Raw genomic sequence first — 24032 nt, 5'->3', positions numbered from 1 at the left:
GGCGGGATCGGGCCCTCCGCAACAGGTCCAGGTCTCCGGCTAGGCTAGTACCAGCGGGACGCGGATGGTGTGCACAGGAGTGCGACGACGGGACGAGGCGAGATCCCCGCGAGAGGTGGGGAGGTCGAGATGGCGGATTTTCTGCTGCCGGTCAACCCGCAGAGCACGGTTCCGCTCTACGAGCAGATCATCACGGGGCTCGAGGACGCCATCCTCGCCGGGCAGTACGACGACGGCCCGCTGCCGAGCACGCGCCGTCTGGCCGAGGCGCTGGGCGTCTCCCGGAACACGGTGCTGACCGCGTACGACCGCCTCATGGAGCAGGGCCTGATCGCGACCGTTCCCCGGCGCGGCCTCTACGTCTCCTCCGAGGCGGTGGTCCGGATGCGGGCCGCGCGGCGGACCTCCCGCTCCGCGACGCGGCCCATCGACTGGCAGGCGCGGCTGCCCGAGCCGCCGCCCACCCCCGTGCACCGGGACCCGGCGTGGTCGCGGGCGCCGTTCCCGTTCGTCGTCGGCCAGCCGGACCCCGGCATGTTCCCCACCGGCGCGTGGGAACGGGCGCAGCGTGAGGCGCTGCGGCAGGACGGGCTGTCCCGGGTGATCGGGGACGCCGGCCAGGCCGACGACCCGCAGCTCGTCCGCCAGCTCTGTGAGCACGTGCTGCCGTCGCGTGGCATCTCGGCCGAGCCGAACCAGGTGATGATCACGCTGGGCTCGACGCACGCGCTGCACCTGCTGGCGAGCGTCCTGGTCCGGCCGGGCAGCGTCGTGCTGGTGGAGGACCCGGGCTACCCCGACGCGCGGACGATCATGCAGATGGCGGGCGCCGACGTGGTGCCCGGCCGGGTGGACGAGGACGGCCTCGTCGTCGAGGACCTGCCGGCCGACCTGCACGGCGCGGAGCTTGTGTACGTCACGCCGAGCCACCAGTACCCGACCGGCGCGACGATGTCGGCATCCCGGCGTGAGGAGCTGCTGCGCCGGGCCGGCGCGGCGGACGCGGTGGTGATCGAGGACGACTACGACCCGGAGATGACGTTCCGGGGGATGCCCGCGGTGGCGGTGCGGGCGCTGGACGACGAGGACCGTGTCGTCTACCTCGGCAGCTTCAGCAAGCTGCTGGCGCCGGGCCTGCGGCTCGGCTACGTGGTGGCGTCCCCGGCGCTGGTGGAGGCCATGCGGGCCCGCTCCCGCTACGTGCTGCGCCACCCGCCCGGACCCATGCAACGCGCCCTCGCCCGGATGATCGCCAGCCGGGACCTCGCCCGCCACGTGCGGCGTATCCGCGCTCACTACCAGGGGCTGTACGAGGAGATGGCGGCCGCGATCGAGCGGCACGTGCGCTGGGGGCCGCAGCCGGTGCCGCGCGGCGGCCTGGCCCGGTGGATCACCGGCCCGCCGGGGCTGGACGCCGGGCAGCTCGCCGTCGACCTGCGCCGCCAGGGCGTCCTGCTCGACCCCGGCGAGCCGTACTGGACCACCCGCCCCACCCCGCGTCACCACTTGCGGCTTGGATACCAGGTGATGCCGCTGGACCGGATCGACGAGGGGGTCCGGCGGGTCGCGGCGGCGGTAGAAGACCAGGTCCGGCCACGACTGGTACCCCCACCGGCCCGGAAACTGGACGTTCCCCTCCGGGGTCGGAGTTCGTAACCTCCGACGCCATGACGTCGGACACCCACGCCTCCCTCCGCGCCGGCCATCTCGTGGACGAGCAAGCCGTCGTGTCGCTCACCCAGGACCTGGTCCGCATCCCCTCGACCTGGGACACCGCGCAGGGGCGGAGCGAGCAGCCCGTGGCGGAACTCGTCGCGCAGGTCATGCGGGGCTTCGGCTGGCGGCCGGAGGTCACCGAGGTCGTCCCCGGGCGGCCCAACGTCGTCGCGGTGGTGGACGGCGGCCTGCCCGGACCGACGCTGATGTTCGAGGGGCACACCGACGTCGTCACCGAAGGTTCTCCCGAGGAGTGGACGGTCGACCCGTTCGGCGGGGACATCGTCGACGGGCGCCTGTACGGTCGCGGCTCCGCCGACATGAAGGCCGGTGTCGCCGCGATGATCCACGCGACCCGGGCCGTCGAGCTGGCCGGGCCGTTCCCGGGCCGGATCGTGGTGGCGGCCCTGGTGGACGAGGAGGGCCAGATGCTCGGCGCGAAGCACTTCACCACCACGGCCCTGGCCCGCGAGGTGGACGCCGCGATCATTTGCGAGCCGGAGGCCGAGGAGATCTGCGCGGTCGCCAAGGGCGCGGTCCGCCTGCTGGTCACCTGCACGGGCAAGATGGCGCACGGCGCGATGCCGCAGCACGGCCGCAACCCCGTTCCCGCCGTGGCCGAGCTGGTCGCCGCGCTCGGCCGGTTCCAGAAGGAGCTGCAGGCCGACCCGGGTGAGCACGAGCACCTCGGCCTGACGTTCCTGACCCCCACGGTCCTGGACGCCGGCTCCGCCGACCAGCTCAACGTCATCCCCGGCCGCGCCGTGCTCGGCGTGGACTGCCGGACCGTCCCCGGTGTCGACCATGCCGCCCTCGCCGCGCGCGTGCGCTCCGACGCCGACGCCATCGGCGCCCGGCACGGTGTCAGCTTCGCCGTCGAGGTCGTCGACGACCGGCCGTGCGCGGTCACCCCGGAGGACCACCCGATCTCGCTCGCCGTGGCGCGGGCGCACAGCGCCGTCACCGGTACGGCGCCGGTCTTCGGCGGCGTGCCCGGCGCGACCGACGGCACCATCCTGTGGCGCGACAGCGGCATCCCGAACGTGGTGTACGGCCCCGGCCCGAAGTGGATCGCCCACCAGCCCGACGAGTACGTCGAGGTCGACGACATCGTCCGCAAGACCAGGGTCTACGCCGAGGCGGCGCTGGCCTTCCTGACCGGCGCCACCGGCGCGCGGGCGGGCGAGGCGTCGTGACCGCGCAGGAGCTGCTGGCCGCGTTGCCCGCCGGACTGCCGATCGGCGCCGGCTGGGCCACCACCGCGCAGACCGCGCCGGTGCGCTTCCCGTACGACGGCAGCACCGTGACCCAGGCGCCCTGGGGTGACCCCGCCGACGCGGAAGCGGCTGTCGAGGCCGCGCACGAGGTCGCCGCGGAGATGGCCGGCCTGCCCGGCCACCGGCGGCGCGCCATCCTGACGACCGTCGCCGCCGAGCTCCGCGCCCGCGCCGACGACCTCGCCGAACTGCTCGTCCTGGAGACCGGCAAGCCGCTTGTCGACTGCCGGGTCGAGGTCGCCCGCACGCTCGTCACGCTGGAGACGGCGGCCGAGGAGGTGGGCCACCTCACCGGCGAGACGGTGGCGCTGGACATGCAGCCGGCCGGCGAGGGCATGCTCGGCTTCTGGGTGCGCCGCCCGGTCGGTGTCGTCGTCGGCATCACCGGGTTCAACTACCCGCTGCTCCTGGCCGCGCACAAGGTCGCGCCGTCGGTGGCGGCGGGCTGCCCGGTGATCGTCAAGCCGGCACCGAACACGCCGCTGGCCACGCTGGTGCTGATCGACCTGTTCCGCAAGGCGGGCTGCCCGGCCGCCGGCGTCCAGCTCGTCACCGGCGGCGTCGAGGTCGGCAAGCTCCTGACCACCCACCCGCGCGTCGCCGCCGTGTCGTTCACCGGGTCGGCGCACGTCGGCCACCAGATCGCCCGCGCCGCGGCCCCGCGCAAGGTGCTGCTGGAACTCGGGTCCAACGCGGCGCTCATCGTCGGCCGCGACGCCGACCTCGACCGGGCCGCGGAAGCAGTCGTACGGGGCGGGTTCTACGCCTCCGGCCAGGCGTGCATCAGCGTCCAGCGGGTGATCGTCGAGGAGCCGGTCCGCGAGGCGCTGCTGGAGCGTCTCGAGCCGCTGCTGAAGACGGTCACCACCGGCGACCCCCGGTCCGCCGACACCCGTGTGTCCGCCCTGGTGGACGAGGCGTCCACCGAGCGGGTCCACTCGTGGGTGGACCGCGCGGTCGCGGGCGGCGCGCGCTGCCTGGCCGGCGGTACGGCGCAGGGCCGGGTGCTGCAACCGACTGTGCTCGTCGACGTCCCCGAGGACGCCGAGTGCTGGGCGGAGGAGATCTTCGGGCCGGTGGTGTGCGTCCGGTCGGTGCCGGACATGGACGCGGCCGTCGAGCTGGTCAACCGGTCCCGCTACGGGCTCCAGGCCGCCGTCTTCACCCGCGACCTGGCGGTGGCCCTCGACGTCGTACGCCGCCTCGACGTGGGTGGCGTGCTGGTCAACGAGGTGCCCGGCTTCCGTGCCGACAACATGCCGTACGGCGGCGTCAAGGACTCCGGCATCGGCCGGGAGGGACCGCGCTTCGCCATGGAGGAGCTGACCGTGACCAAGATGGTGATGATCAGGCCATGACTCGGAGTGGGAGCACACACGCATGGTGATCTACTTCGTCCGGCGGCTGGCCATCCTCGCGGTGTCGCTGTTCGCCGCGTCGATCCTCGTCTTCACGATGCTGTCGCTGCTGCCGGGCGACCAGGCGCAGGCGATGCTCGGCGTCAACGCCACCCCGGAGGCGCTGGAGGCGCTGCGGGAGCAGTTCGGGACGAACCGGCCGTTCACCGAGCGGTACATGGAGTGGGCCGGCGGCCTGATCCGCGGTGACTTCGGGATCTCGCCGCTCAGCGGGGTGTCGGTCGGCTCGGAGATCTCCGACAAGCTCGGCGTCACCGTGCCGCTCATCCTGGCCGGGATGACGCTGGCGCTGCTCATCGCCGTACCGCTGGGCATCCTCGCCGCGGTGAAGAGCCGCACCGCGATCGGGACGGCGCTGTCGGCGCTGAGCCAGGTCGGCATCGCCGTTCCGTCGTTCTGGCTCGGCATCCTGCTCATCACCGTGTTCGCGGTGAAGCTGCAGTGGCTGCCCGCCGGCGGGTTCACCGGGTGGGACGACTTCGGCGGCGCCGTGCGGGCCCTGCTGATGCCGGCGCTGGTCCTCGGCGTGGCGCAGGGCGCGATCCTGATGCGCTATGTCCGGTCCGCGGTGGTCGAGGTCATGCAGGAGGACTTCATCCAGACCGCGCGGGCCAAGGGTCTCAGCCGCTCGCAGGCGCTGACCCGGCACGCGCTGCGCAACGCGGCCATCCCGGTCATCACCGTCCTCGGTCTGCAACTGGCGACGCTGCTCATCGGCACCGTCGTGATCGAGAACGTCTTCGGCCTGCCCGGTCTCGGCCGGATGCTGCTGCAGGACGTCGGCAACCGTGACCTGCTGAAGGTGCAGGGCACGGTGATGGTGCTGACGGCCGCGGTGCTTCTGATCAACTTCGTCGTCGACGTGGTCTACCACGCGGTCGACCCCAGGCTGAGGAGCAAGGCATGACATCAGTCGCCGACGCCCCACCGGACGCCACCGCCGACGTCGTCGCGGCCGGCCCCGGTAAGCCGCGCCGCCGCTGGAACCTCACGCTGGTGATCGGCGCCGGCCTGGTGGGCCTGGTCGTCCTCACCGCGCTGGTGTCGTTCTTCTGGACGCCGTACGACCCCACCCGGGTCGACCCGTCGCAGACGCTGCTCTCCCCGGGCGGCGAGCACTGGCTCGGCACCGACCACTTCGGCCGGGACATCGTCAGCCAGCTCCTCGTCGGCGCGCGGACCACACTGTTCGTCGGTGTGGTCGCCGTCGCGATCGCCGCGGCGGTCGGCGTACCGCTGGGTCTGCTCGCCGCCGCCGGGCACCGCTGGCTCAGCGAGCCGGTGATGCGGGCGCTGGACATCGTCTTCGCCTTCCCGGCCATCCTGCTGGCGATCATCCTGGCGGCCGGCTTCGGCGCCTCCACGCTCACCGGCATGATCGCGATCGGCGTCGCCAACGTCCCGGTGTTCGGCCGCCTCACCCGGGCCGGCGCGATGCAGGTGCTGCAGAGTGACTTCGTGCTGGCCGCGCGCAGCTACGGCCGCCGGGGCGTGGTGCTCATGGTGCGGTACGTGCTGCCCAACATCGCGGCGCTGCTGATCGTCCAGGCGTCGGTGTCGTTCGCGCACGCGGTGCTCGCGGAGGCGGCGCTGTCCTACCTCGGGTACGGCACCCCGCCGCCGACCCCCACCTGGGGCCGGATGCTCCAGGAGGCCCAGAACTACTTCGTCGTGCAGCCGATGCTCGCCGTCTGGCCCGGCCTGGCCATCGCCCTGTCGGTGCTCGGTTTCAACCTCATGGGCGACGGGCTGCGCGACGCCCTCGACCCGCGGCTGAGAGGACGGTGACCGGCGTGAGCGGGCTCGTGGTGGAGGACCTCGTCGTCAAGGTCCACGACATCCAGGCCGTCAAGGGCGTCTCGTTCGAGATCGGGCGGGGCCGCCGGATGGGGCTCATCGGCGAGTCCGGCTGCGGCAAGTCGCTGACCGCGCTCGCCCTGATGGGCCTGCTGCCGCACGGCGTCACGGCGTCCGGGCGGGTGCTGCTCAACGGCCGGAACCTGCTCGACCTGTCCGACAGGCAGATGTGCGCGGTCCGCGGCAACGACATCGCCATGGTGTTCCAGGAGCCGATGACGGCGCTGAACCCGCTGATGCGGGTCGGCAACCAGGTCGCCGAGTCGCTGCGGCTGCACAAGGGGATGAGCCGCGCGGCGGCCTCCGCACGCGCCGTCGAACTGCTCGAACGGGTCCAGCTGCCCGAGCCCGACCGCACCGCGCGCAAGTACCCGCACCAGCTCTCCGGCGGCCAGCGGCAGCGCGTCGTGCTGGCCATCGCGCTGGCGTGCGACCCCGCCGTGCTGGTCGCGGACGAGCCCACCACGGCGCTCGACGTCACCGTGCAGGCGGAGATGCTGCGGCTGATGGACACGCTGGTGCGGGAGGAGGGCGCGTCCCTGCTGCTCATCACGCACGACCTGCCGGTGGTCGCCAGCATCTGCCAGGAACTGCTCGTCATGTACGGCGGCTCGATCGTCGAGCACGGCGACGTGGCCACCGTCTTCGACTCGCCCCGGCACCCGTACACGGCGGGCCTGCGGGCGTCCACCGTGCTGGAGAGCACCGACGGCAGCGGCCGGCTGTCGACCATCCCGGGCCGGGTCCCGTCGCTCGGGTCCTTCCCCGGCGGCTGCGTGTACCGCAACCGCTGCCCGCGCGCCGACGACGTCTGCCGCACCGTGCCGCTGCTGACGGCGCCGCCCGGCAGCACGCAGCGGGCCGCGTGCCACCACCCGATCGAGAGCGACCAGCCCCTAGGAAGCGGGAAGGCCAGCGCATGACCACGACCCCGTTGCTGGAAGCCGTCGACGTGGTGCGCGAGTACCGGTCCCCCCGGCGATCCCTGCGGACGCCCGGGCAGCCGATCCGCGCACTGGACGGCGTGAGCGTGCAGGTCCACGAGGGCGAGGCGTTCGGGATCGTGGGGGAGAGCGGCTCCGGCAAGTCCACGCTGTCGCGCATCCTCATGGCTCTCGACCGGCCGACGTCGGGCACCGCGTTCTACAACGGCCAGCGCATCAGTGGCGTACCGGAGCGGCGGCTCGCGTTCCTGCGGCGCGACGTGCAGATGGTGCTCCAGGACCCGATGTCGTCGCTGAACCCACGGATGCGCGTCGCGGACATCATCGCGGAGCCGATGCGTGCCCTGCGCCTGCCGGGCGACCACCGGGCCCGCGTGGCCGAGCTGATGCACTCCGTCGGCCTGCCCGAAGAGGCGGTGACCCGCTACCCGCACCAGTTCTCCGGCGGCCAGCGGCAGCGCATCGCGATCGCCCGCGCCCTCGCGGCCGGGCCGAAGGTCATCGTGGGGGACGAGCCGGTCAGCGCGCTCGACGTGTCGGTGCGCGCGCAGATCCTCAACCTGCTCACCGACCTGGCCGAGCAGTTCAAGCTGACCCTGATCCTGGTCTCCCACGACCTGTCCGTGGTCCGGTACCTCTGCGACCGGATCGCGGTGATGAACCAGGGCCGGATCGTCGAGACGGGTGACACCGAATCGATCTACTCCGACCCCCAGCACCCCTACACCCAGAGGCTGCTGTCCGCGGTGCCCACCCTGAGCGGCGACCTCCTGGACCGATTCAACAGGAGCAGCACATGAGGTTGGTTGACCGCGTCGCCGTCGTCACCGGAGGCGCCAGCGGCATCGGACTGGCGACCGTCGGCCGGCTCGTCGAGGAGGGCGCGCGCGTCGTCATCGCCGACCTCGACGGCGACCGCGCCGCCGAGGCGGCCGCCGGCTTCGGGTCCGCCGTCGTCGGCGTGGCCTGCGACGTCACCCGGGCCGAGGACTGCCGCGCCGCCGTCGAGACCGCCGTCGAGCGGTTCGGGCGGCTCGACCTCATGCACGCCAACGCGGGTACGCCGTTCACCGGCCCGCTGGACGAGGTGGACCAGGCGACGCTGGACCGCGTGGTCGACGTCAACCTCAAGGGCGCGTTCTGGACCGCGCAGGCCGCCGCGCCCGCGCTGATCGAGGCCGGCGGCGGCTCGATCGTGTTCACCGCGTCCCTTCAGGCCGTCATCGCCCGCCCCCGGTACGCGCCGTACACCGCCGCCAAGCACGGCGTCATCGGCCTGATGAAGGCGCTGGCGCTGGAACTGGCGCCGCACGGCATCCGGGTCAACGCGATCGCCCCGGCGGCGACCGAGACGCCGATGCTCTCGGCGTTCCTGGGCGGCATGGGCGACGTGCCGGACAGCGCCCGGGAGAACTTCCGGGCGTCGATCCCGCTGGGACGCATGGCGACGCCGCGCGACTCCGCCGACGCGGTGGTGTTCCTCGCCAGCGACGAGGCGCGGATGGTGACGGGCCACACGCTCGTCCTCGACGGCGGCACGACGGCCGGCTGAGGCGTACCGTGACCAGTTCGCTGGCGGACCCTCCGTACGAGGGCACGATCGGACGCACCTACCACGAGTCGACGGAGCACTGGAGCGCGCCGCCGTCGGCCGCCGCGGGCACCCCGAACGTGGTGTACGTGCTGCTGGACGACGTCGGGTTCGCCGACTTCGGCTGCTTCGGCGCCGAGATCGACACTCCGACGATCGACCGGCTGGCGGCGTCCGGGCTGCGGTACACCAACTTCCACACCTCGCCGCTGTGCTCGCCGACCCGGGCCAGCGTGCTCACCGGCCGCAACCACCACAGCGTCGGCATGCGCATGCTGTCCAACTTCGACAGCGGCTTCCCCAGTGGACGGGGCCGGATCACCCACGCCGCCGCCACCGTCGCCGAGATGCTCGCCGACGCCGGGTTCAACACCATGGCGGTCGGCAAGTGGCACGTCGCGCCGCTGGAGCACACCACGCCGTCCGGGCCGTACGACCAGTGGCCGCTGGGCCGCGGCTTCGAGCGGTACTACGGCTTCCTGGAGGCCGAGACCGACAACTTCTATCCGGAGCTGGTCTACGACAACCACCAGGTGGACCCGCCGGCCACCCCGGAGGAGGGCTACCACCTCACCGAGGACCTGACCGACCGGGCCATCGGGTTCGTCCGGGACCAGACCTCGTTCACGCCGGAGAAGCCGTTCTTCCTCTATCTGGCGTACGCCGCCGCGCACGCGCCGCACCAGGCGCCGCCGGAGTACCTGGCGAAGTACCGGGGCCGCTACGACAAGGGCTGGGACGTCATCCGCGCGGACCGGCACCGGCGGCAGATCGGGCTGGGCATCATCCCGCCGGACGCGCCGCTGCCACCGCACAACCCCGGCGTCGTGCCGTGGGACGACGTGCCGCCGGAGCAGCGGCGCCTGTTCGCCCGGATGCAGGAGGCGTACGCGGCGATGGTCGACCACACCGACGCCCAGCTCGGGCGCCTGGTCGACTTCCTGGAGCGCATCGGCCGCCTCGACAACACGATCTTCGTGGTCATGTCGGACAACGGGGCGAGCCCCGAGGGCACGCCGCTCGGCACGCTCAACCCCACCGCCTTCCAGAACCGGGTGCCGGAGAACCTCCAGGACAGCCTGGACCGGATCGACGAGATCGGCGGCCCGCGGGCGCAGAGCAACTATCCGCTGGGCTGGGCGCAGGTCAGCAACACCCCGTTCCGCCGCTACAAGCAGCACACCCACGAGGGCGGGGTCCGGGTGCCGTTCGTGCTGAGCTGGCCGGCCGGTGACGTGCCCGGCGGGCAGGTGCGGACGCAGTTCCAGCACAGCATCGACGTCACCGCGACGGTGCTCGACCTCGTCGGGGTGCGGCCGCCAGCGGTGCGCCGGGGCGTACCGCAGATGCCGCTGCACGGCCGCAGCTTCCGCGACGGGCTGCGTGATCCGGCGGCGCCGCCGTCGCGGGACCGCCAGTACTTCGAGATGTTCGGCCACCGAGGCATCTACCACCAGGGCTGGAAGGCTGTCGCGTTCCACGAGCGCGGCACCTCGTGGGACGAGGACCGCTGGGAGTTGTACCGGATCGACGAGGACCCGACCGAGAGCCGTGACCTCGCCGCCGAGCACCCGGAGGTGCTGCGGCGTCTCGTCGAGGAGTTCTGGATCGAGGCGGCCCGCTACGACGTGCTGCCGCTGGACGACAGGGGATTCGCGATCCGGGCCCGGGTGCCACGCCCCGGGTCGGTGCGGGACCGGCTGATCTTCACCTACCTGGCGGGCGTACCGACGGTCTCCGGCGCGGCGGTGCCGCCGACGATGAACCGCTCGCACGCGATCACCGCGCGGGTGCGCCGCACCGACGCGGCGCAGGGCGGCGTGATCGTGGTGCTCGGCAACGTCAGCGGCGGGTACGTGCTGCACATCAAGGACAACCACCTGGTGTACGAGTACAACCACCTCGGCGCACACCACGTGCTGCGGTCCGAGGGTGAGCTGCCGCTGGGGCCGGTGGAGCTGACCTTCGAGCTGACGAAGACCGCCGACTGCCAGGGCGTCGGCCGGCTGTACGTGGACGGCGAGGCGGCGGGCGAGGCGCTGTTCCCGCAGCTGCTGCCGTTCTTCCACGGGTTCGCGGGCATGGACGTCGGGCGCAGCATCCACTCGCCGGTGTCGCCGAGCTACCCGGCCCGGCACGAGTTCTCCGGCGAACTGGAGTACGTGCGGTTCCGGCTGGCCGCGTCCGAGGAGGTCGGCGAGCCCATCGCGACGGCGGACGACGTCGCGCCGCGGCCGTCGGCCGGAGTCGGGTTCGAAGTCGTGGACTGACGCGCGCGGCGCGTACGGCGACGGCGCGTGGACGGACCTCGTTGTCCGTCCACGCGCCGTCTGTCTGCCGGGGCCTCAGCGCAGGGCCAGGCCCCACAGCGGGTCCTCCAGGAACCGCCCGACGTGTGCGAGCACCCGGCTGCCCAGCTCCCCGTCCACGAGCCGGTGGTCGAAGGACAGCGACAACTGCACCGTCCACCGGGGAACGACCTGCTCGTCGACGACCCACGGCATGCGGCGCAGCGCGCCGAGACAGAGGATCGACGCCTCACCGGGGTTGAGGATCGGGGTGCCGGCGTCCACCCCGAACACACCGATGTTGGTGATCGTGATGGTGCCGCCGGACAGGTCGGCGGGACGGGTGCGGCCCTCCCGCGCGGTGCCCGCCAGCTCGTTCAGAGCGACCGCGAGATCCCGTACGGCCAGGTTCTGCGCGGCCTTGACGTTCGGCACCAGCAGGCCGCGCGGCGTCGCGGCGGCGATACCGAGGTTGACGTCGGCGAACCGGACGATCTCCTGGTTCTCCTCGTCCCACCGGGCGTTGACGTCGGGGTACCGGCGGATCGCGTCCAGCACTGCGAGCGACGCCACGAGCAGCGGGCTGACCTTCACGCCCTGGAAGGCCGGGTCCTGCTTCAGCCGGGCCACGAACTCGACGGTGCCGGTCATGTCGACGGTGAGGAACTCCGTGACGTGCGGCGCGGTGAACGCGCTGGCGACCATGGCGGCCGCCGTCGCCTTGCGCACTCCGCGTACGGGCAGGCGCTCGTCGCGCCGGTGGTCGGCCACCGGCGTCCGGACGGTGGTGTGGTCGAGCAGGTCCTGGCGCGTGATGAGACCGCCGGGGCCGCTGCCGCGGACGTCGGCCAGTTCCACACCGAGGTCCTTCGCGAGCTTGCGCAGCGGAGGCTTGGTGAGCACCGGCGGCCGGGACGTGTGCGGCCCGCGGGCCGGCTCGGCCGGGCGGACGGACGGCGTGGCGCGGCGTGGCCGGCGGGTCCGCGCCTGGGCGGACACCCCGTAGCCCACGAGCACCGCGGTGCGCTCCGCCGCCGGCTCGTCGGCGGTCGGTTCGTCGCCGGTCGGCGGCTCGGCGGCGGGCTCGTCGGCGGGCGTGGCCGCCGGGCCGTCGCCCGCCACCCGGATCGCGATGATCGGCGAACCGACGTCGACGGTCTGGCCCTCCTCGGCGAGGAGGCGGTCCACCACACCGGCGTACGGGCTGGGCAGCTCGACGACGGCCTTGGCGGTCTCGATGTCCACCAGGATGTCGTTGAGGCGGACCGGGTCGCCCGGTGCCACCCGCCAGGTGACGATCTCGGCCTCGGTGAGCCCTTCGCCGACGTCGGGAAGGCGGAACTGCTGAACGGTCACGGGTACCTCTCCCTTCAGGCGGCGAGGACGCGGTCGACGGCGTCGAGGATCCGGTCCAGGTCGGGCAGGTACTCCTCCTCGACCTTGGCCGGCGGGTACGGCAGGTTGAAGCCGCCGACCCGCTCGACCGGCGCCTCCAGCGAGTAGAAGCACCGGCTCGTCACCTGCGCGACGACCTCGGCGCCGAATCCGGCGAACGTGGGGGCCTCGTGGACCACCACCGCCCGCCCGGTACGGCGGACGGACTCCTCGACTGTCGCCACGTCGAGCGGGGAGATGGACCGCAGGTCGATCACCTCGATGTCACGTCCCTCCTGTGCGGCGGCCTCGGCGGCGGCGACGCAGGTGGCGACAGTGCCGCCGTACGTCAGCAGCGTCACGTCGGCGCCGGGGCGCACGACCCGGGCGCGGTCCAGCGGCAGCGGCGGCCCGGCGTCCTCCGGTGTCACCTCGCCCTTGACCCAGTAGCGGCGCTTCGGCTCGTAGAAGATCACCGGGTCGTCACCGGCGACGGCCTGCCGGATCATCCAGTGCGCGTCGTCCGGGCTGGCGCAGTAGACGACCCGCAGCCCGGCGGTGTGCGCGAAGTACGCCTCGTTCGACTCGCTGTGGTGCTCCACCGCGCCGATGCCGCCGCCGACCGGGATCCGCACGACCACCGGCAGGCTGGTCCGGCCGCCGGTGCGGGCCCGCATCTTGGCCAGCTGCGAGACGATCTGGTTGAACGCGGGGTAGACGAAGCCGTCGAACTGGATCTCGCAGACCGGGCGGTACCCGCGCAGCGCCAGGCCGATGGCGGTGCCGATGATCCCGGACTCGGCGAGGGTCGTGTCCACCACCCGGGCTTCGCCGAAGTCCTTCTGGAGACCGTCGGTGACCCGGAAGACGCCGCCGAGGCGGCCGACGTCCTCGCCCATCAGGAGGACCTTGTCGTCGTCCTCCATGGCGCGGCGCAGGCCGCTGTTCAGTGCCTGACAGAGAGTGAGCATGAAACGAGTTCTCCGATCGGGGCTGGCGTCAGTCGAGGAAGGAGGCGCGGTAGGCGACGAACGCGTCGCGCTCCTCCCGCAGAAGCTGGGGCACGTCGGACAGCACCGTGGCGAAGGCGTCCGCGAGGTCCGGCGCCGCCAGGGCCAGGCACTCCCGGCGGGTCCGGTCGGCGAGTTCGTCCGCCTCGGCCTGGATCTGGCCGAGGAACGCCTCGTCGCTCCAGCCCTCGGCGCGCATCAGCGCCTCGACCCGGGCCAGCGGGTCCCGCGCCCGCCACGCCTCCAGCTCGTCGTCCGTGCGGTACCGGGTCGGGTCGTCCGACGTGCTGTGCCCGCCCATCCGGTACGTGGTGGCCTCGACGATCGCGGGGCCGGAGCCTGCACGGGCGTGCTCGGTCACCGCGGACGTCACCGCGTACACCGCGAGCACGTCGTTGCCGTCGACCCATTCGCTGCGCAGGCCGAATCCGGCGCCGCGCCGGTGGATCGGCGTGCGGGTCTGCGACGCCGCCGGCGTGGAGATGGCCCACTGGTTGTTCTGGCAGAAGAACACCATCGGGGCGTTGTTGACGGCGGCGATGTTCATGGCCTCGCTCGCGTCGCCCTCGCTGGCGGCCCCGTCCCCGAAGTACGTCACGACGACCATGTCGCTGCCGTCGCGCTGCACCCCGAGGGCGTACCCGGTGGCGTGCAGCAGCTGGGCCGCCAGGACCAGCGTGTAGATGTGGAACGAGTACGGCTCCGGGTCCCAGCCGCTGTGCGCGACGCCCCGCCACTGCCGGAGCAGGTCGGCCGGGCCGATGCCGCGCCACAGCGCCGCGGCGTGCTCGCGGTAGCTCGGGAAGACGTAGTCGTCGGCGCGTACCGCCGCGACGGAGCCGACCTGTGCGGCCTCCTGTCCGCGGCACTGCAACCACAGGCCCAGCTCGCCCTGCCGCTGCAACGCGAACGCCTCGTCGTCGAGGCGGCGGGCGAGCCGCATCCCCCGGTACAGGTCGCGGGTGAGGTGGCCGAGGGCGTCGCGGTCGACGTCCACGTCCGGGTGCAGGCGTCCGTCCGGGGTGACGAGCTGGGTCCAGCCCTCGGCGGCGCGCGGAAGGTCGGTGGTGCCGGTGAAGGGGTTGGTGACCGGTGGGTCGGCGAGATCTACGGTAGTCATTCGTCACCTTCTGGGTGCGGGGTCTCCGCGTCGCCGGGGTCGCCGGCCGTCTCGCGGATCTCGGATATGGGACCGCCCGCCGGGGTGGACCCGGCGGGCGGTGATGGGTGTACGTCTAGACCGTGTGCCGGTCGGCGAGTGTCAGCGCCTCGTCGAGGACCGCCAGTCCCGCCTTGGCCTCCGTCTCCGACACGGTGCAGGGCGGCACCACGTGGATCCGGTTGAAGTTGGCGAACACGACCAGGCCGTTGCGCTTGCACTCGGCCAGCACGTCGTTCATCTCCGGCGACGAGGACCCGTACGGCGCCAGCGGTTCCCGGGTCTCGCGGTCGCGGACCAGTTCCAGCGCCCAGAAGACGCCGAGCCCGCGTACGTCCCCGACGCTCGGGTGCCGCTCGGCGATCTCCCGCAGCCCCGGGCCGAGCACGTCCTCGCCGATCCGGGCGGCGTTCTCGACGATGCCCTCGTCCCGCATCGCGTTGATGGTCGCGACGGCGGCGGCGGTGGCCAGCGGGTGACCGGAGTAGGTCAGCCCGCCGGGGTAGGGGCGGGTGGCGAACGTGTCGGCGACGTGGTCGGCGATCACCACACCGCCGAGCGGGACGTAACCGGAGTTCACGCCCTTGGCGAAGGTGATCAGGTCGGGCGTCACGCCGTAGTGGTCAATGGCGAACCAGGCGCCGGTACGCCCGAACCCCGCCATCACCTCGTCGGCGATGTAGAGGATGCCGTGCCTGTCGCACAGCTCGCGTACGCCGGCCAGGAAGCCCGGCGGCGGCGGCATGATGCCGGCGGTGCCCGGCACGGTCTCCAGCACGATCGCGGCGATGGTGGACGGTCCCTCCATCTCCACCACGCGTTCGAGGTGGCGCAGCGCGAGCGCGCTCTCCTCCTCCTCGGTCGTGGCGCCGAACTCCGACCGGTACAGGAACGGGCCGAAGAAGTGCACGACCCCGGCGGTGCCGTTGTCGCTGGGCCAGCGACGCGGGTCGCCGGTGAGGTTCACCGCGGTCTGGGTGCCGCCGTGGTAACTGCGGTACTGGGACAGCACCTTGGGCCGGCCGGTGTGCAGCCGGGCCATCCGGACGGCGTGCTCGATCGCGTCCGCGCCGCCGTTCGTGAAGAACACCTTCTCCAGGCCCGCCGGCGCCCGTTCGGCGATCAGCCGGGCCGCCTCGCTGCGGGCGTCGTTGGCGTACGACGGCGCGATGGTGCACAGCTTGGCGGCCTGCTCCTGGATCGCCGCGACCACCGCCGGGTGCTGGTGGCCGATGTTGGTGTTGACGAGCTGGGAGGAGAAGTCCAGGTAGCGGTTCCCGTCGCCGTCCCAGAAGTACGAGCCCTCGGCGCGCTCGACCACCATCGGGTCGAGCAGGGACTGGGCGGACCAGGAGTGGAAGACGTGGGCGCGGTCGAGTTCGTAGGTGCGGCGTGCGCTGGTGCTCATGGTGGCCTCTCTCCGCTGCTCAGTCGTTCTCGGGGAAGCCGAGGTTGATCCCGCCGTGGCTCGGGTCGAGCCAGCGGGAGGTGACCACCTTGCCGCGGGTGAAGAAGTGCACGCCCTCGGCGCCGTGGGCGTGGGAGTCGCCGAAGAGGCTGTCCTTCCAGCCGCCGAACGAGTAGTAGGCCATCGGCACCGGGATCGGCACGTTGATGCCGACCATGCCGACCTCGACCTCGTTCTGGTACCGGCGGGCCGCGCCGCCGTCGTTCGTGAAGATGGCGGTCCCGTTGCCGTAGGGGTTGGAGTTCACCAGCTTGAGCGCCTCGTCGTAGCTGCCGACCCGCACCACCGACAGCACCGGCCCGAAGATCTCGTCGGTGTAGACGCTCATCTCCGGCGAGACCCGGTCCAGCAGGCTCGGCCCGAGCCAGAACCCGGCCTCGTCGCCGTCGACCTGCACCTGCCGGCCGTCCACCACCAGCTCGGCGCCCGCCTCGACGCCCGCGTCGAGGTACGACGCGACCCGGTCGCGGTGCTCCCTGGTGACGAGCGGTCCCATGTCGCAGGAGCGGCGGCCGTCACCGATCTTCAGGCCGGCGATGCGCTCGCGGATGCGCGACACCAGGTCGTCGGCGACGGGCTCGACGACCACCAGGGCGGAGATCGCCATGCACCGCTCGCCGGCCGAGCCGAACCCGGCGTTGACCGCCGCGTCGGCGGCCAGGTCGAGGTCGGCGTCCGGCAGCACCACCATGTGGTTCTTCGCGCCGCCGAGGGCCTGTACGCGCTTGCCGTTGCGGGTGCCGGTCTCGTACACGTACCTGGCGATCGGGGTGGAGCCGACGAACGACACCGCCTTGACCTCGGGGTGCTCCAGCAGCCGGTCGACTGCCACCTTGTCGCCGTGCACCACGTTGAACACGCCCGCGGGCAGGCCGGCCTGCTCCCAGAGCCGGGCGACGAGCAGCGACGCGGACGGGTCCTTCTCGCTGGGCTTGAGGACGACGGTGTTGCCGGCCGCGATGGCGATGGGCACGAACCACATCGGGACCATCACCGGGAAGTTGAACGGGGAGATGACGGCGCACACGCCGACCGGCTGCCGGATGGAGTAGACGTCGACGTTCGTGGACACGCCCTCGGAATGGCCGCCCTTGAGCAGGTGCGGGATACCGCAGGCGAACTCGACGACCTCCAGACCGCGGGTGACCTCGCCCAGGGCGTCCGAGACGACCTTGCCGTGCTCGGCCGTGATCAGCTCGGCCAGTTCCTGCTTGTGCTGGTTCACCAGCTCCCGGAACGCGAACAGCACCTGGGTGCGCTTGGTCAGCGACGACGCCCGCCAGGAGGCGAACGCGGCGGCGGCGGAGGCGACGGCCTGGTCCACCTCGTCGACGGAAGCCAGCGGCACCTCCGTCCGGACCGTGCCCAGCGCCGGATCGTAGACTGGGGCCGTACGCTCGGTGACGCCGGCGAACGGCTTGCCGTCGATCCAGTGGGTCACCCGCTCCAGCGGAATGGGAGCGGGCGCGGTGCCGGGTGCTGTCTGGGTCATGCCCGGATCATCTGCGCTTCCCCAGGCCCGGACAATGGGCACTGTGTCGTTCCCGCCCTGGAGAAGCACACATACTGTGCGCCGGAGCGAGGAGGGAGACGGTCTGATGCCGATGACGGTTCGTGACGTGCTCGAACTGCCGGCGTTGCAGCAGGCCGGGCCGCGTGTCATGGCCGGGCGGGACCGTCTGGACGCGCCGGTGCGTTGGGTGCACGTCGCCGAGATCCCGGAGATCGCCGACCTGCTCCGAGGCGGGGAGCTGGTGCTGACCACGGGTATCGGCCTGCCGCCGGACGACGACGGGCTGCGCCGGTGGATCGACGGCCTGGCGGCGGTCGGCGCGGCCGGGGTCGTGGTCGAGCTGGGCCGCCGGTTCGGCGGGACGCTGCCGGCCGCGCTCGTCGAGCAGGCCCGCAGCCGGAACCTGCCGCTCGTCGCGCTCCAGCGGGAGATGCGGTTCGTGGCGGTGACCGAGGTGGTCCACTCGGTGATCGTCGAGGAGCAGACGGCGGACCTGCTCGCGAAGGACGAGATCCACCGCATCTTCACCGAGTTGTCGGTGGAGGGCGCGGAGCCCCGGCAGGTGCTCCGTGAGGTCACCCGCCTGTCCCGGCGTCCCGCGGTGCTGGAGAACCTCTCCCACCAGGTGCTGGCGTACGAGACCGGCCCGCTGTCGGCCGAGGAGCTGCTCGACCGCTGGGAGACCCGTTCGCGCGCGGTCGAGGTCCCGTCCGGCACCGGCTACGAGCCGCGTTCGGGCTGGCTGGTGACCGGCGTGGAGGCCCGGGGCAACCGGTGGGGGCGGCTGGTGCTGTTGTGCGACCAGGAGCCGCCGGCCCGGACGAGCGTCCTGCTGGAGCGCGCCGCGTCCACCATCGCGCTGAACCAGCTCGTCGCGCGGGACGACTCGTCGGTCGAACGGCAGGCGCGCAGCAGCCTGCTGTGGAGCATCGTCAACCACTCGGCGCCCACCCGGGACGTGGCGCTGCGGGCGCGCGGGCTCGGTGTGGCGCTGGAGCAGCGGCGGCTGCTCGGGGTCGTGGTACGCAGGCGCCGCCCGGGCCCGGGTCCCGGCGTCGAGATGAACGTGCGCCGCCGGGAACTGCTGGACGCGGTGGAGGCGGCGGTGCGCGACTGCGGGCTGGCGGCGCTGGCCGGTGACGTCGACGGGCTCGGTGGCGCGGAGGTCACAGTGCTCGTCGCCCTCACCGAGGCCGAGTCCGACGAGGGCGCGCTGCTCGGGCTGTCCACCGCGCTCACCCGGGCGGGCCTGCGGGCCGGGTCGGACGTCGTGGTCGCCGCCGGTTCGGTGGTCAGGTCTCTCGACCTGGCGCGGCGCTCGCTGGTCGAGGCGGCGCAGGTGGCCGACGCCACGGCGCACACCGCCGAACCCCGGCCCTTCTACCGGCTCCTCGACGTCCGCCTCCGGGGCCTGCTGTACCTGCTGCGCGACGACGTGCGCCTGCAGACGTTCGTCGAGCGCGAGCTGGGGCCGCTGCTCTCCTACGACGAGCGGCACGGCACGAACCACGTGGGCCTGCTGGAGGCGTACCTGGTCGAGGGGCGCAACAAGCGGCGCGCGGCGGAGGAGATGTCGCTGTCCCGGTCCGCGCTGTACCAGCGGTTGCAGTTGATCGAGCGGGTGCTCGGCGTCGACCTGGATTCGAGCGAGCGGCGCCTGTCGCTGCACGTGGCGCTCACCGCCCGGGACGTCATGCGCGGCGGCGGCGTCTCCGGGTCCGCGGGCTGACGGTCACCGGCCGCGACGTGCCCGCGGGCGCCGGACGGCGTCGCGGGTGGGCGCGGTGTGCATGCTGACGCTGACCACCGGCACCGCGTTCGCGACGCTCTTGCGCACCGTCTCCAGCGACGCCGCGGAGGGGGAGCACTCCACGATCATCACCGCCGACAGGTTCGGGCACTGCACGTACTGGACGTGTGAGACCGCGACCCGGCGTGAGTGCAGCACGGACAGCACCTTGAGCAGGCCGGTGGTGGAGTGCCCGGGGCCGAGGTGCACCACCATCGTGCACGTGGCGGCGGGGGACTCGTCGTGCGGCCGGGCGGCCGGGCCGGGCGGCCGGCGATCGACGGTGTCGGGGGTGAAGGGGAACGTGGTCACGGGGGCCTCACAGTGTCGAGCCGACAGGGGTGGCTTGGCCGGCGACGCACGCGGAAGGCGTACGCCGCCTAGGTAATCGGCCCGATCGCGATGTGCATGCCCACGGCGGGAGTGTGGCATGTCCCTGCGCCGCCCGGGAGGCTCCGGCGGCAAGCCGTCCGGCACGTGAGACAGGGCCCTGACCTGCGGATCGACGATCGTGGTGGGGCTTCGCGCCGGGCGGCGCCGGGTTACCGGCCGGTACGCATGCACTTAAGGATCGTTCAGGATCTCGCTCTACACTCGGGCTTGGGACGACGACTTGAGAAGGAGCTCCGCGCATGGACGCTGACGAGATCGCCGCCGGTCGGGCCCGCTGGCAGGCCCGCTACGACGCCGCCCGCAAGCGCGACGCGGACTTCACCACGCTGTCCGGCATGAGTGTCGACCCGGTGTACGGCCCGCCGGAGGGCACGGCGTACCCGGACTTCGACCGGATCGGCTGGCCGGGCGAGTTCCCGTACACCAGGGGCCTGCACCCGACCGGCTACCGCGGACGGACCTGGACCATCCGGCAGTTCGCCGGCTTCGGCAACGCCCGGCAGACCAACGAGCGGTACAAGATGATCCTCGGCGCCGGTGGCGGCGGGCTCTCCGTCGCCTTCGACATGCCGACGCTGATGGGCCGCGACTCGGACGACCCGCAGTCGCTCGGCGAGGTCGGGCACTGCGGCGTCGCCGTCGACTCGGCCGCCGACATGGAGGTGCTGTTCGACGGCATCGACCTGGCCGGCGTGACCACCTCGATGACCATCTCCGGGCCGGCCGTGCCGGTCTTCTGCATGTACCTGGTCGCCGCCGAACGGCAGGGCGCGGACCTGTCCAAGCTGGACGGAACACTCCAGACGGACATCTTCAAGGAGTACATCGCGCAGAAGGAGTGGCTGTTCGACCCCGAGCCGCACCTGCGCCTCATCGGCGACCTGATGGAGTACTGCGCCCGGGAGATCCCCCGGTACAAGCCCCTGTCGGTCTCCGGCTACCACATCCGCGAGGCCGGCTCGACCGCCGCGCAGGAGCTGGCGTACACGCTGGCCGACGGATTCGGGTACGTCGAGCTGGGCCTGTCGCGCGGGCTGGACGTGAACACGTTCGCCCCGGGCCTGAGCTTCTTCTTCGACTCCCATGTGGACTTCTTCGAGGAGATCGCCAAGTTCCGCGCCGCCCGCCGGATCTGGGCCCGCTGGCTGCGCGACGTCTACGGCGCGACGAGCGAGAAGGCCATGTGGCTGCGGTTCCACACGCAGACCGCCGGGGTGTCGCTCACCGCGCAGCAGCCGGTCAACAACGTGGTGCGTACCGCCGTGGAGGCCCTGGCCGCGGTGCTCGGCGGCACCAACTCGCTGCACACGAACGCCCTCGACGAGACGCTCGCCCTGCCCACCGACGAGTCGGCCGAGATCGCCCTGCGTACCCAGCAGGTGCTGATGGAGGAGACCGGCGTGACGAACGTGGCCGACCCGCTCGGCGGCGCCTGGTACGTCGAGGCGCTCACCGACCGGATCGAGGCCGAGGCGGAGGAGATCTTCGCCCGGATCAAGCAGCTCGGCGGCGAGGGCCCGCACACCATCGGCCCGATGACCTCCGGCATCCTGCGCGGCATCGAGGACGGCTGGTTCACCGGGCACATCGCCGAGTCCGCGTTCGTCTACCAGCAGGCGCTGGAAAAGGGCGACAAGAAGATCGTCGGCGTCAACTGCCACACCGGCACGGTGTCCAAGGACCTGGAGATCCTGCGCATCTCGCACGAGGTGGAGCTGGAGCAGCGCCGGGTGCTCGCCGAGCGCAAGTCGGCCCGCGACGACGCCGCCGTCACCGCCGCGGTGGCGCGGATGGTCGAGGCCGCCCGCAGCGGCGAGAACATGATCCCCGCCATGCTCGACGCGGCCCGCGCCGAGGCCACCCTGGGCGAGATCTGCGACGCCCTGCGCGCCGAGTGGGGCGTCTACCGAGAGCCCGCCCGCTTCTGACCCCCCGGCTTTGCAAGGAAGGGCCCCTTATTAACAGCAGCTGTTAATACGGGGCCCTTCCTCTACCGCAGGCGTTAACAGGGGGCCCTTCCTTGCGGGCGGGCTGAGCTGGGGGAGAGTGGCGACTGTCGCCGTCGCGGCTGGTCGGAGATCCGTGGGGTACGTGCGAGACTAGACAACCATGAGCGACCCACGGATCACCTCGTCGATCTTCACCCGCGGCGCGGTCGACCTCAGCGCGCTGCGCACCCCCGCACCTGCCGACACCTCCACCGCCACACCGTCTCCGGGCGGCACACCCGCCGGGCTGCCGGGCAGCCCCGCCGGCTCCGCCGCCGTGATCGACGTGACCGAGGCGAACATCCAGTCCGAGGTGCTCGAACGCTCTCTCACCACACCGGTTGTGGTCTTCTTCGGCGCCGCCGGCTACCCGGAGAGCGACCAGTTCGCCCCGGTGCTGGAGAAGCTGGCCGCCGAGGGCGCCGGAGCGTGGCTGCTGGCCCGGGTCGACGTGCAGCAGCAGCCGCGGCTCGCGCAGATGTTCCAGCTCCAGACGCTGCCCACCACGTACGCCATCGTCGGCGGCCGCCCGATCGACGCCTTCCCCGGCCCGGTGCCTGAGTCGCAGTTGCGACAGTGGCTCCAGGCCGTGCTCAAGGCCGGCGGCGTCACGGTGGCCGAGCCGGAGGACCCGCGTCTCGACGCCGCCGACGACGCGCTGATGAGCGGCGACCTCGACGCCGCCGAGGCGGCGTACCGGAAGATCCTCGCCGAGTCCCCGGCCGATGCGGCAGCGGAGGCGGGCCTGGCGCAGGTCGGGCTGGCCCGCCGGGTCGCCGGCGCGGACCCGCAGGCGGCGCTGGAGGCCGCAGCCGCCGCCCCGGACGACGTGGACGCCCAGCTGCTGGCCGCCGACATCGAGGTGCTCAGCGGCCTCGCCGACCAGGCGTACAAGCGGCTCGTCGGCCTGGTGCGGCGCACCGCCGGGGACGACCGGGACCGGGTACGCCAGCACCTGCTCGGCCTGTTCACCATCGCCGGCCCGGACGACCCCGCCGTGGCGTCCGCCCGACGCGCCCTGGCCAGCGCGCTGTTCTGAGTCAACCCGCGCGGGCCGGCGCACCGCCGGCCCGCCCGACCATCGAGGACGGGAGCCCATGATGCGCCGGATCGCCGTCCTCGACGCGCCGACGAACCTCGGATTGCGCCCGCCCACCGCCAGCTCCGTGCCCGGATGCGGCAAGGCGCCGGGCGCGCTGCGCGACCACGGCCTGCTCGCCCGGCTGCGCGCCCGCGACGCCGGCTGCCTGACCCCGCCCCGGTACGACCCGGGGGACTGGCGGCCCGGCGACGGCGTCTGCCACGCGCCGGAGATCTCCGCGTACTCGCTGGCGCTCGCCGACCGGATCGGCGCGATCATCGACCGGGGCGAGTTCCCGCTGGTGCTCGGCGGGGACTGCTCGGTGCTGCTCGGCTCCGGGCTGGCCATGCACCGTCTCGGCGAGGCGGTCGGCGGGCGGATCGGCCTGGTCTTCGTCGACGGCCACTCCGACTTCCGGCATCCCGGCAACGCCTCCTACGTCGGCGCGGCCGCCGGGGAGGACCTGGCGCTGGTCACCGGGCGGGGGCAGCCCGACCTGGCCGCCATCGAGGGGCGGCGGCCCTACTTCCGGGACATCGACGTGGTGGTGCTCGGCATCCGCGCGCAGGACGAGTACCGCCTCGACCTGCAGGCCGCCGGTATCACCACCCGGCCGGTGCCGGCGCTGCGCGCCGAGGGCGCCGCCCGCACCGCCCAGTGGGCGCACGAGCAGCTCGTCGACTGCGCCGGCTACTGGGTGCACATCGACGTCGACGTGCTCGACCCGGCGGTGATGCCCGCGGTGGACGCGCCCGACCCCGGTGGGATCGCCTTCGCCGAGCTGGAGATCCTGCTGGCCGGGCTGGTCGACACCCCGCACTGTCTCGGCGTCGAGCTGACCGTCTTCGACCCCGACTACGACCAGGACGGGGCGTACGCGGCCGAGATCGTCAACACGGTGGTGGCCGGGCTCGCCCCGGTCGTCGCGCCGGGAGCGGTGCCGCCCCGGCTGCTGCCGGCCGGGCCGGTCGCGCCCGCGCCCCGGGCCGCCGACAGCCGACCGGCGCCCGAGCCGCTGCCCGCCCCGGCAGCGGTGCCGGCCCCGGCGGTGGCGGTGGAGCCGATCGGCCCCGACCCGACCTCCGACGGCACCGTCGACGACCTCGGCACCGACCCGCTGGGGCCCGGCCTGCTGCGCCGGGCGCCCGCCGGAGACGAGCCGGACC

At 72.8% G+C, this 24032-nt stretch carries 17 protein-coding genes and 2 pseudogenes; 13 read left to right on the top strand and 6 right to left on the bottom strand.

The window, feature by feature from the left end; all coding sequences use genetic code 11:
* The first annotated feature begins 129 nt into the window (after nucleotides 1-129).
* The 9 genes from pdxR to FHU28_RS28765 are packed head-to-tail and all read left to right on the top strand — an operon-like array spanning nucleotide 130 to nucleotide 11073.
* Complete coding sequence (pdxR, locus tag FHU28_RS28805; RefSeq protein WP_184687945.1) at nucleotides 130-1656, top strand: MocR-like pyridoxine biosynthesis transcription factor PdxR; 1527 nt, start codon at nucleotides 130-132, stop codon at nucleotides 1654-1656.
* Nucleotides 1657-1667: 11 nt separating this feature from the next.
* Complete coding sequence (locus FHU28_RS28800; protein WP_184687943.1) at nucleotides 1668-2912, top strand: M20 family metallopeptidase; 1245 nt, start codon at nucleotides 1668-1670, stop codon at nucleotides 2910-2912.
* A complete protein-coding gene (locus FHU28_RS28795) occupies nucleotides 2909-4351 on the top strand; it encodes an aldehyde dehydrogenase family protein (protein WP_184687941.1) in 1443 nt (480 codons plus the stop codon). The genes FHU28_RS28800 and FHU28_RS28795 overlap by 4 nt, the downstream gene beginning before the upstream one ends.
* Nucleotides 4352-4373: 22 nt before the next feature.
* Nucleotides 4374-5318: an ABC transporter permease gene (locus FHU28_RS28790; protein ID WP_073830544.1), complete on the top strand. Its 945-nt coding sequence runs from the start codon at nucleotides 4374-4376 to the stop codon at nucleotides 5316-5318.
* The gene (locus FHU28_RS28785) at nucleotides 5315-6199 is read left to right on the top strand and encodes an ABC transporter permease (protein ID WP_184687939.1); all 885 of its coding nucleotides are present in this window, start codon (nucleotides 5315-5317) and stop codon (nucleotides 6197-6199) included. The genes FHU28_RS28790 and FHU28_RS28785 overlap by 4 nt, the downstream gene beginning before the upstream one ends.
* Before the next feature lie 5 nt (nucleotides 6200-6204).
* On the top strand, nucleotides 6205-7191 hold the full coding sequence (locus tag FHU28_RS28780; protein ID WP_311773671.1) for an ABC transporter ATP-binding protein: 987 nt from the start codon (nucleotides 6205-6207) through the stop codon (nucleotides 7189-7191).
* A complete protein-coding gene (locus FHU28_RS28775) occupies nucleotides 7188-8012 on the top strand; it encodes an ATP-binding cassette domain-containing protein (protein WP_184687935.1) in 825 nt (274 codons plus the stop codon). Before FHU28_RS28780 ends, FHU28_RS28775 begins: the two co-directional genes overlap by 4 nt.
* Nucleotides 8009-8764, top strand: a complete 756-nt coding sequence (locus FHU28_RS28770) for an SDR family NAD(P)-dependent oxidoreductase (RefSeq protein WP_184687933.1) — start codon at nucleotides 8009-8011, stop codon at nucleotides 8762-8764. The genes FHU28_RS28775 and FHU28_RS28770 overlap by 4 nt, the downstream gene beginning before the upstream one ends.
* Before the next feature lie 8 nt (nucleotides 8765-8772).
* A complete protein-coding gene (locus tag FHU28_RS28765) occupies nucleotides 8773-11073 on the top strand; it encodes an arylsulfatase (RefSeq protein ID WP_184687931.1) in 2301 nt (766 codons plus the stop codon).
* 75 nt (nucleotides 11074-11148) lie between these two features.
* Here the strand turns inward: FHU28_RS28765 and FHU28_RS28760 are convergent, their stop codons facing one another.
* From FHU28_RS28760 to FHU28_RS28740, 5 genes and pseudogenes are all read right to left on the bottom strand, one after another.
* Entirely contained in the window at nucleotides 11149-12447 is a 1299-nt protein-coding gene (locus tag FHU28_RS28760) for a dihydrolipoamide acetyltransferase family protein (protein ID WP_184687929.1), read from the bottom strand.
* Nucleotides 12448-12461: 14 nt separating this feature from the next.
* Nucleotides 12462-13436, bottom strand: a complete 975-nt coding sequence (locus tag FHU28_RS28755; RefSeq protein WP_184687927.1) for an alpha-ketoacid dehydrogenase subunit beta — start codon at nucleotides 13434-13436, stop codon at nucleotides 12462-12464.
* Between the two features lie 28 nt (nucleotides 13437-13464).
* Nucleotides 13465-14595: a thiamine pyrophosphate-dependent dehydrogenase E1 component subunit alpha gene (locus tag FHU28_RS28750; RefSeq protein WP_184687925.1), complete on the bottom strand. Its 1131-nt coding sequence runs from the start codon at nucleotides 14593-14595 to the stop codon at nucleotides 13465-13467.
* Nucleotides 14596-14710: 115 nt separating this feature from the next.
* Nucleotides 14711-16045, bottom strand: a pseudogene (locus FHU28_RS28745) (aminotransferase class III-fold pyridoxal phosphate-dependent enzyme); the annotation flags it as partial.
* Nucleotides 16046-16061: 16 nt separating this feature from the next.
* Entirely contained in the window at nucleotides 16062-17594 is a 1533-nt protein-coding gene (locus tag FHU28_RS28740) for a CoA-acylating methylmalonate-semialdehyde dehydrogenase (protein ID WP_376700844.1), read from the bottom strand.
* 106 nt (nucleotides 17595-17700) lie between these two features.
* Here FHU28_RS28740 and FHU28_RS28735 point away from each other — a divergent pair, with 106 nt between their 5' ends.
* The gene (locus FHU28_RS28735) at nucleotides 17701-19344 is read left to right on the top strand and encodes a PucR family transcriptional regulator (RefSeq protein WP_184687919.1); all 1644 of its coding nucleotides are present in this window, start codon (nucleotides 17701-17703) and stop codon (nucleotides 19342-19344) included.
* 3 nt (nucleotides 19345-19347) lie between these two features.
* Here the strand turns inward: FHU28_RS28735 and FHU28_RS28730 are convergent, their stop codons facing one another.
* A complete protein-coding gene (locus tag FHU28_RS28730) occupies nucleotides 19348-19716 on the bottom strand; it encodes a hypothetical protein (protein ID WP_184687917.1) in 369 nt (122 codons plus the stop codon).
* Nucleotides 19717-20036: 320 nt separating this feature from the next.
* On the opposite strand from FHU28_RS28730, the gene icmA reads away from it, so the two are divergent.
* From icmA to FHU28_RS28715, 3 genes and pseudogenes are all read left to right on the top strand, one after another.
* Nucleotides 20037-21725, top strand: coding sequence for a coenzyme B12-dependent isobutyryl-CoA mutase large subunit (gene icmA, locus FHU28_RS28725; protein WP_184687915.1), 1689 nt, complete (start codon nucleotides 20037-20039; stop codon nucleotides 21723-21725).
* A gap of 181 nt (nucleotides 21726-21906) precedes the next feature.
* Nucleotides 21907-22824, top strand: coding sequence for a tetratricopeptide repeat protein (locus FHU28_RS28720; protein ID WP_184687913.1), 918 nt, complete (start codon nucleotides 21907-21909; stop codon nucleotides 22822-22824).
* 58 nt (nucleotides 22825-22882) lie between these two features.
* Nucleotides 22883-24015, top strand: a pseudogene (locus tag FHU28_RS28715) (arginase family protein); the annotation flags it as partial.
* Between the last annotated feature and the right edge of the window lie 17 nt (nucleotides 24016-24032).

It is taken from the genome of Micromonospora echinospora (assembly GCF_014203425.1).
GTDB lineage: Bacteria > Actinomycetota > Actinomycetes > Mycobacteriales > Micromonosporaceae > Micromonospora > Micromonospora echinospora_A.
The sequence above is the reverse complement of the archived record's forward strand: the minus strand, read 5'-3'. Positions and strand labels throughout refer to the sequence as shown.